At 71.3% G+C, this 6,260-nt stretch carries 6 protein-coding genes; 1 reads left to right on the top strand and 5 read right to left on the bottom strand.

The genetic code is table 11. The features are described from left to right. From GUY59_RS34770 to GUY59_RS34760, 3 genes are all read right to left on the bottom strand, one after another. Positions 1 to 1,506 (bottom strand): alkaline phosphatase D family protein (locus GUY59_RS34770; RefSeq protein WP_138205037.1); only part of this gene is annotated, 1,506 nt, incomplete at its 3' end. Positions 1,507 to 1,644: 138 nt separating this feature from the next. Next, entirely contained in the window at positions 1,645 to 2,232 is a 588-nt protein-coding gene (locus tag GUY59_RS34765; protein WP_138205039.1) for an HAD family hydrolase, read from the bottom strand. Beyond that, complete coding sequence (locus tag GUY59_RS34760; RefSeq protein ID WP_138205041.1) at positions 2,229 to 3,047, bottom strand: hypothetical protein; 819 nt, start codon at positions 3,045 to 3,047, stop codon at positions 2,229 to 2,231. The genes GUY59_RS34765 and GUY59_RS34760 overlap by 4 nt, the downstream gene beginning before the upstream one ends. A gap of 163 nt (positions 3,048 to 3,210) precedes the next feature. Between GUY59_RS34760 and arfB the strand changes: the two genes are divergently transcribed. After that, positions 3,211 to 3,618 (top strand): alternative ribosome rescue aminoacyl-tRNA hydrolase ArfB, encoded by a 408-nt coding sequence (arfB, locus tag GUY59_RS34755; protein ID WP_132338376.1) that lies wholly within the window; start codon positions 3,211 to 3,213, stop codon positions 3,616 to 3,618. Here arfB and GUY59_RS34750 read toward each other — a convergent pair. Both GUY59_RS34750 and GUY59_RS34745 read right to left on the bottom strand, forming a co-directional pair. Then, on the bottom strand, positions 3,615 to 4,154 hold the full coding sequence (locus GUY59_RS34750) for an NADPH-dependent FMN reductase (protein ID WP_161714846.1): 540 nt from the start codon (positions 4,152 to 4,154) through the stop codon (positions 3,615 to 3,617). The genes arfB and GUY59_RS34750 overlap by 4 nt on opposite strands. A 105-nt stretch (positions 4,155 to 4,259) precedes the next feature. Further along, on the bottom strand, positions 4,260 to 6,224 hold the full coding sequence (locus tag GUY59_RS34745) for an ABC1 kinase family protein (protein ID WP_138205045.1): 1,965 nt from the start codon (positions 6,222 to 6,224) through the stop codon (positions 4,260 to 4,262). Positions 6,225 to 6,260: the final 36 nt, after the last annotated feature.

Here is a 6,260-nt window from a genome sequence, read left to right as displayed (position 1 = left end):
GGCCGGGAGGGTGAGGCGGTGGGAGGTCCTGGCGTGGGCACCTCGGCGGGAGATGTAGTCCAACGTACGGAACCGCACGGACAGCTCGTCGCGCGTCAGTCGCGCCATGACGTAGCCGCGCCGCTGGTCGATGTAGGAAAAATGGGGGTTCTCCTGGAGGGCGTCCGCGATCCACGTACGGTCCCGGTACCCGTCCCCGTCGCTCGCGATCGACGACGCCACCAGTTCCCTGGCCACCACCGGCGAATCCGGGTCGTCGAAGTCCGTCCTGAGCTCGGCCAGGTGGTGCATGTGCGCGTCCCCGGTCAGCACCACCGGGTTGGAGGTGCGGGCCAGCGACTTCAGCAGCCGTGTGCGTTCGGCCGCGTAGCCGTCCCACGAGTCCAGGTTCACCTCGCGTCCCGGGCCGGTCCTGTGGTCGCGCTGCGCCACCATGATCTGCTGCCCGAGCAGGTTCCACCTGGTGGTGGAGCCGCGCAGCCCGCTCTCCAGCCAGCGCCACTGGCCGGGCCCGAGAAGCGTACGGCCGTCGGCCAGCCGCTCGTCGCACCCTGCCCGTACCCCGTCCTCACACGCCTGGTCGTCGCGGAACTGCCGGGTGTCCAGCAGGTGGAATCGGGCCAGCGTGCCCCACGAGAGCCGCCGGTTCACCCGCAGCACCGCTCCCTGGAGGCTGGCGCGGCGCAGCGGCATGTTCTCGTAGTACGCCTTGAACGCCGCCCGCCGGCGTGTGGCGAAGTCCCGCGCTCCCGTGCTGGAGACCTGGCCGGCCCAGTTGTTCTCCACCTCGTGGTCGTCGAACGCCACCAGCCACGGCGCCGCCGCGTGCGCGGCCTGCAGGTCGCGGTCGCTCTTGTACTGCGCGTGCCGCAGGCGGTAGTCGGCGAGCGTGCGGCACTTGCCCGGCGTGTGGGTGCGTACGCGGCCGGTCAGCGCGGTGTAGCCGCTGGGGCCGTACTCGTACATGTAGTCGCCGAGGAAGACGACCAGGTCGGGCTCCTCCTGCGCGAGGCGGCGGTAGGCGGTGTAGTAGCCGTGCTCGTAGTGGGCGCACGCGGCCACCGCGAACGTGAGCGGCGTCTCCCCCTCCGGCGTGGTCCTGGTGCGGCCGGCCGGTGAGAGCCTGCCCTCGCTCCTGAACCGGTAGAAGTAGTCGCGCCCCGGCTCCAGCCCTTTCAGCTCGACGTGGACGCTGTGCGCGCTGCGCGCCCTGGCGGTGGCGGTGCCGGATCTGACGATCGTGGCGAACCGTTCGTCGGACGCGACCTGCCAGGCGACGTCCACGTCGCGGGAGGGCATGCCGCCGTGCCCGTCGCCGTTGAGCGGGGCGACGGCCAGCCTGGTCCACAGGACGAAGCCGTCGGCCGACGGGTCGCCGGAGGCCACGCCCAGCGTGAACGGGTCGGGTCTGAGGGTTCTGGCCGGGGAGGCGATGGCCGGCCGGCTGACGGGCTGCGGGAGGAGGAGGCCGGCTGTCGCCGCTGTCAGGAAGGCTCTGCGGTCCACGCTCCCAGGTATGTCCCGTCGTGCTGACCCGGCCGTGACCAGGGAGTCAAAGCCGGATGAACAGCGTCGGTCGTCCAGTCCGCGCCACAGGACGGGCCACAGGACGGGCCACAGGACGGGCCGCCGGGCGGGCCGCCGTCAGGCGAGCTCCCGCAGCGCCGTCCCGAGCGCGGCGGCGTCGCTGAAGTGCACGCCGGTCATGCCCGCCCGCTCGGCGCCCCGGACGTTCTCCAGCCGGTCGTCGACGAAGACGATCTCGTACGGGTCGGCGCCGAGCTCGCGGGCCACCTCGTCGTAGATCTCCCTGCCGGGTTTGACCAGGCCCATCCTGCCGCTGTAGAAGCGCCGCCCGATCGCGGCGATCCAGGGCAGCTCGTCCAGGCCGTCGCTGACGCACACGGAGGCGTTGGACAGCAGCGCCACGTCGCGTCCGGCCTCGATCAGTTCACCCAGGAGAGCGACCGTGCCCGCGTCGGGGTGGGCCCAGCTCGCGATGTCCATGGCGACCAGCCGGGCGACCTCGGAGTGGGTGACGGGCCTGCCGAGCACCGACGACCAGTAGGCGAACGGCGTCAGGCTCCCCCGGTCGAACGCGAGGCGGTGCTCCCAGTAGCCGCGCCCGAACTCCTCGGGGTCGGCTCCCACGGCCCGCGCCATGGCGTCCGCGTCGGACTCGGGCTGGGGCAGCGACAGGACACCGCCGTAGTCGAACACGATCCACGTCATGCGATGAATGGTCGCAGATACGGATCGAGGGCGGGGCAGCCGAGGTACTTCTCGGCCGTGTGGAAGTCGATCCAGTCGAGGTTGACCAGTTCCTCGGCGTCGACGCCGGTGAAGCTCTCGCGCAGCGCCGGCGGGATGGCGGCGATGTCGTCCTTGTCGGCGATGTTGACCCAGCGTCCGACGTTCTTGGGACGCTCGCCGCGGCCGTTGATGGGGGCGGGCAGGAGGCGTTCGAAGACGACGTGACGCATGCCGAGCGGGCTGCCGAGGGTGACCAGCAGGTCGATCTCGAGCTCGGGGTGCGCCCAGAGGGTCTCGTACGCGACGACGCTGCCGAGCGAGTGGGCGATCACGACCTTGGGCCGGTTGCGCCGGACGACCTCGGCCACGACCTGCCGGCAGCTCTCCCGCCTGGCCTGGTCGGTGAGGTAGGCCGCCACCTCGGGCGCGAACAGTTTCGCGAACGCCGCCGACCTGCCGTCCAGCCTGTCCAGCAGCCAGCCGGTGACCGACTTGAGCGCCCCCGTGATGTGCTCGCCGAGGCCCATGTTCCTGGCCCAGCCGGCGAGGACCTCCTGGGCCTGGTTCTCCGTCGCGGCGACGGACCGGAGCTCGTCGTCGTCCTTGCCGTCGTGCAGGTGGTGGGAGAAGTAGGCGATCTCGGCGAAGTAGGCAGCGGACTCAGCGCCGAGCGTGGCGTGCAGGTAACGGTCCCACTTGCGGCGCATGGCCTCCGCCGCCCCGGCCGCGGACCGTCCGGCGTCCACGTAGTAGTTGTACTTGCCGATTCCGTGCACGCCGACGATGGCCGCCACGACGCCTCCCCACCCGTGATCGTTAGATGCGCGATATTGGCATACGCCGCTTGCATCCCGCCGTCAAGCCGGTGATCGTCGCCGGGAAATGCCGTTGCCAGCGGCATATGTCGCCCGGATACGGTGACACTTGCACTGAGGACGTCGAACAGGAGCTCCCCGCATGCCCGGCCCGCTGGTCGTCAACGACTCGGTCGTCATCCCCGACGCCGAGCTCGTCTGGCGTTTCTCACGCTCGTCAGGTCCGGGCGGTCAGGGCGTCAACACCACGGACAGCCGCGTGGAGCTGACCTTCGACGTGGCCGCGAGCACCGCGCTGCCGCCGGCGCTCAAGGATCGGGCGCGCGGCCGGCTGGGTGGCGACACGATCACGATCGCCGCGTCCGAATACCGGTCGCAGCTGCGCAACAGGCAGGCCGCGCGGGACCGCCTGGCCCAGCGCCTGCGCGAGGCCATCGCCCCGCCGCCGAAGCGCCGTCGTCCGACCAAGCCGAGCCGCGGCGCGGTCGAGCGGCGCATCACGGCCAAGAAACAACGCTCCGACGTCAAACGCCTGCGCCGCGACCCTTAGGTCGAGAGCGACAGCACGGGTTCGAGGATGCCTGCGGGGCACAGCTGGCGGACCACCGTGCGTACCTGGTCGCGCAGGGCGGCCGGCCTGAGGCGGCCGTACTCGTCGAAATGGGGGCAGGCGGGCGAGATCACCAGCTCGGCGCCCATGACGACCGCTCCGGCGCTCTGGAGCCGCTTGTAGAGCTCCGCCTGGGCCCACATCGCGCCGCAGGCGCGTGCGCTCGCGCTCATGACCGCGACGTGCTTGCCGGACAGGCCGTCCCGGGCCGCCATCCACTCCAGCGCGTACGTCAGCTCGGGCGGCAGCAGGCTGTGCTCGGGCGCGGTCAGCAACACGGCGTCACCCGAGGCCACCAGACCGGCCAGGGCGGCGGCCGGCGCGGGAACGGGCCCCCGGGTGTACGGCGGGATGTCGTCCAGCCCTCGCCATTCCTCGAAGGAGGCGCCCCGGGGCAGCTCGGCGCCCGCGGCCGCGAGCAGCCGGTTGATAAAGGACCCCCTGTTAAGGCTGGCCGCAATCCCGATGATTTTCACCCTCTGCTCCCAAGGGGTTCCGGTGTTACCGGGAAACTGCCCGATGCCTTGGATGTCCAAGACCATCCCTCGGTCAAGAGCCCCACAGTCTTTCCGGGCGAGGGCTCAGGGGCGTTCGTCCGAGGCGCGGGGACGGCGGAAGATCAGGGCGAGCACGCGCAGCACGAGGATGGCCGAGATCACCAGCAGGTTGTAGCCGATGAGCTGGAACAACGACGTCGTGCCGAGCGCGGTGGGGCCGCCGTCGATGCCGAGGAGGATGACCGCCATGACGCCGGCCGTCGCGCCGAGCACCGTGAGCAGCACCTGGTGCAGCAGGCCCGTGAGGTAGGCGCGGTCGCGGTCGTCGGCGAGCAGGCGTACGTTCATGCTGAATCTGCCGTGCTCGGCGGCGCTGGCGATGCGCTCCACGCGGCGCGGCAGGCGGCGCAGCATCGGCAGCAGCGCGGCGAGCTCGTGGCCGACGGTCTCCTTGATGGTCTCGGGGCTGACCTGTTCGGCGAGGTAACGGCCGGCGAACGCGCGGGCCTCGCCGATCAGGTTGAATCCGGGCGAGAGACGGATGAGCGTGCCCTCCAGGGTGGCCAGGGCGCGGAAGACGGCGGCCACCTCGGGCGGGATCGACAACCCGTACTCCGAGACGATCCTGAACAGGTCGGTGAACATCTGGGCGCTGTCCATGCCGCCGGCCAGGTGCCTGGCCATGAACTGGCCGAGTGCGCGTTCGAGCGCGGCCTCGTCGATGTCCTCCGGCCTCGGCACCACCTCCAGCAGCGCGTCCGTCACGCCCAGCGGGTCCTGCCGGTTCATGGCCAGCAGGAAGCGTTGCAGGGCGGAGCGCACTCCGGCGTCGAGCCGGCCGACCGAGCCGAAGTCGAGCAGGCCCAGCGTGCCGTCGTCGAGCAGCATGAGGTTGCCGGGATGCGGGTCGGCGTGGAAGACGCCCTCGACGAGGATCTGCCTGAGCAGGCAGTCGAGCAGGTTCCTGGCCAGCTCGGGGCCCTGCTCGCGGGTGGCCGTGGTGACCGGCCTGCCCGGCAGGCGCTGCATGACGAGTACACGTTCGGTGCACATGGCGCTGATCGGGGCGGGGTAGGTGACGCTGCCGCCTTCCGAGGCGGTCACGGCGGCCATGTTGGCGGCCTCGACGCGGAAGTCCAGCTCCTCGCGGATGGCGGTGGCGAACCCCTCGCCCAGGTCGCGCAGACCGAGCGAGCGGCCCCAGCGGGTCCTGGACTCCAGCGTGACGGCCAGCCGCCGGACGATCTCGAGGTCCTTGGCGACGACCGCGCCGATGTCCGGCCGCTGCACCTTGACCACCACGCTCTGCCCGTCGTGCAGCCGGGCGACGTGGACCTGCCCGATGGAGGCGGCGGCCAGCGGCGTGCGATCGAACTCGGCGAACACCTCGTCCACCGGCCCGCCCAGCTCAGCGGCGAGCACCGGCTCGATCCGCTCCCACGGCGCGGGCGCCACCTGGTCCTGCAGCCGTCCCAGTTCCTCGACGAACTCGGCGGGCAGCAGGTCACGCCGGGTCGACAGGACCTGGCCGAGCTTGACGAACGTCACGCCGCCGTCTTCCAGCGCCTCTCGCAGCGACCTGGCCAGCCGTATCTTGCCCGAGTGGTCCTCCAGGCGCTCACCCCGGCCCCGCAGGTAGGGGCCGAGGCCGTGCCTGATGGCGATCCTGGTGATCTGCGAGTAGCGCCTGCCCCGGGAGATCCGGCCGCGTACGGAGCGGACCAGCTCCAGCGGGCCCGGCACCGAGCCCGGAGGCACCAGCGCCTCGGCCAGCACCAGGATCACCATGGGGATGAGCACCACGCACATGATGACGAGGAGCAGCAGCCCCAGGGCGCCCGGTCCGGGCACCGTCTCCCGCTCGTCCGGGCCGATGAGCCCGATGATCGGCTCCATGATCGGCTGCGCCAGCCCGAAGGCGACCAGGGCCGCCAGGAAGGTGCGCACCATGCCGAACCTGACGTTCAGCAGCCGTTGCGCGGCCACGGCCATCGCGATGACCGTCAGGAACGTGAAGAGCCAGACGAGCAGTTGAGTGGGGAGATCCATGGGGCGTCATCATGCCATCGGCGGTCGGCCCGGTGC

The organism is Nonomuraea sp. K271 (assembly GCF_009908215.1).
Classification (GTDB): Bacteria; Actinomycetota; Actinomycetes; order Streptosporangiales; family Streptosporangiaceae; genus Nonomuraea; species Nonomuraea longispora.
The sequence above is the reverse complement of the archived record's forward strand: the minus strand, read 5'-3'. Positions and strand labels throughout refer to the sequence as shown.

Bases quoted from the DNA above. Each gene is read 5' to 3' on its own strand.
- GUY59_RS34765 (WP_138205039.1), bottom strand. From the start codon at position 2,232: ATGACGTGGATCGTGTTCGACTACGGCGGTGTCCTGTCGCTGCCCCAG.
- arfB (WP_132338376.1), top strand. From the start codon at position 3,211: ATGCCCGGCCCGCTGGTCGTCAACGACTCGGTCGTCATCCCCGACGCC.
- GUY59_RS34745 (WP_138205045.1), bottom strand. From the start codon at position 6,224: ATGGATCTCCCCACTCAACTGCTCGTCTGGCTCTTCACGTTCCTGACG.